At 49.5% G+C, this 853-nt stretch carries 2 tRNA genes and 2 rRNA genes; all 4 read right to left on the bottom strand.

The window, feature by feature from the left end:
* Positions 1–118: ribosomal RNA gene (locus B5F98_RS12535) — 23S ribosomal RNA — on the bottom strand; the annotation flags it as partial.
* A gap of 272 nt (positions 119–390) precedes the next feature.
* Positions 391–467, bottom strand: a tRNA-Ile gene (locus B5F98_RS12530).
* Positions 468–470: 3 nt separating this feature from the next.
* Positions 471–546, bottom strand: a tRNA-Ala gene (locus B5F98_RS12525).
* A 101-nt stretch (positions 547–647) separates the two neighbouring features.
* Positions 648–853 (bottom strand): 16S ribosomal RNA (locus B5F98_RS12520); the annotation flags it as partial.

Here is an 853-nt window from a genome sequence, read left to right as displayed (position 1 = left end):
TTCGGAAATCTCCGGATCAAAGGCTGTTTGCGCCTCCCCGAAGCTTATCGCAGCTTGCCACGTCCTTCATCGGCTCCTGATGCCAAGGCATTCCCCTTGCGCTCTTATTAGCTTGACCTATCGTCCAGGCTTTCGCCTGGCGGTCCAGAAAACCAATTGGTTCTCTATTTAAGAATCATGCAGGCTTCAGAGTTATTTTTTGGCTAATTGTTATTACCCATTTGACAGAAATGACTTTTGCCATTCTGATTAAAAATCTACTCTGTTGCTTGCTCTTCCATCTGGAATTATCACATTGTTCAGTTTTCAAGGTGCGGAATTCCGGTCTCGATTGAAACCAGATATCAACATTCAATTTCTTAAATGTTGATATCCATTCTCAATGGACACTGGTGGGCCAAAATGGACTCGAACCATCGACCTCACGATTATCAGTCGTGTGCTCTAGCCAGCTGAGCTATTGGCCCAGGTGGTGGAGATAATCGGGCTCGAACCGATGACCCCCTGCTTGCAAAGCAGGTGCTCTTCCAGCTGAGCTATACCCCCACGCCTAAGGGTTTGCACCCTCTAAATTAAACAACGAGAAACGCACCAGAAGTCTGACCAGGACGTTACAACAAGAACTTGTCTTGTTGAAGTCTCCTTAGAAAGGAGGTGATCCAGCCGCACCTTCCGATACGGCTACCTTGTTACGACTTCACCCCAATTATCGAACCCACCTTCGGCCGCGCCCTCCTTGCGGTTAGGCTACGGACTTCGGGTGTTCCCGACTCTCATGGTGTGACGGGCGGTGTGTACAAGGCCCGGGAACGTATTCACCGCGGCATGCTGATCCGCGATTACTAGCGATTCC

Origin of the sequence: Pseudoflavonifractor sp. An44 (genome assembly GCF_002161675.1) — a bacterium.
GTDB classification, from domain to species: domain Bacteria; phylum Bacillota; class Clostridia; order Oscillospirales; family Oscillospiraceae; genus Enterenecus; species Enterenecus faecium.
This window is presented reverse-complemented; position numbering and strand designations above follow the sequence as displayed.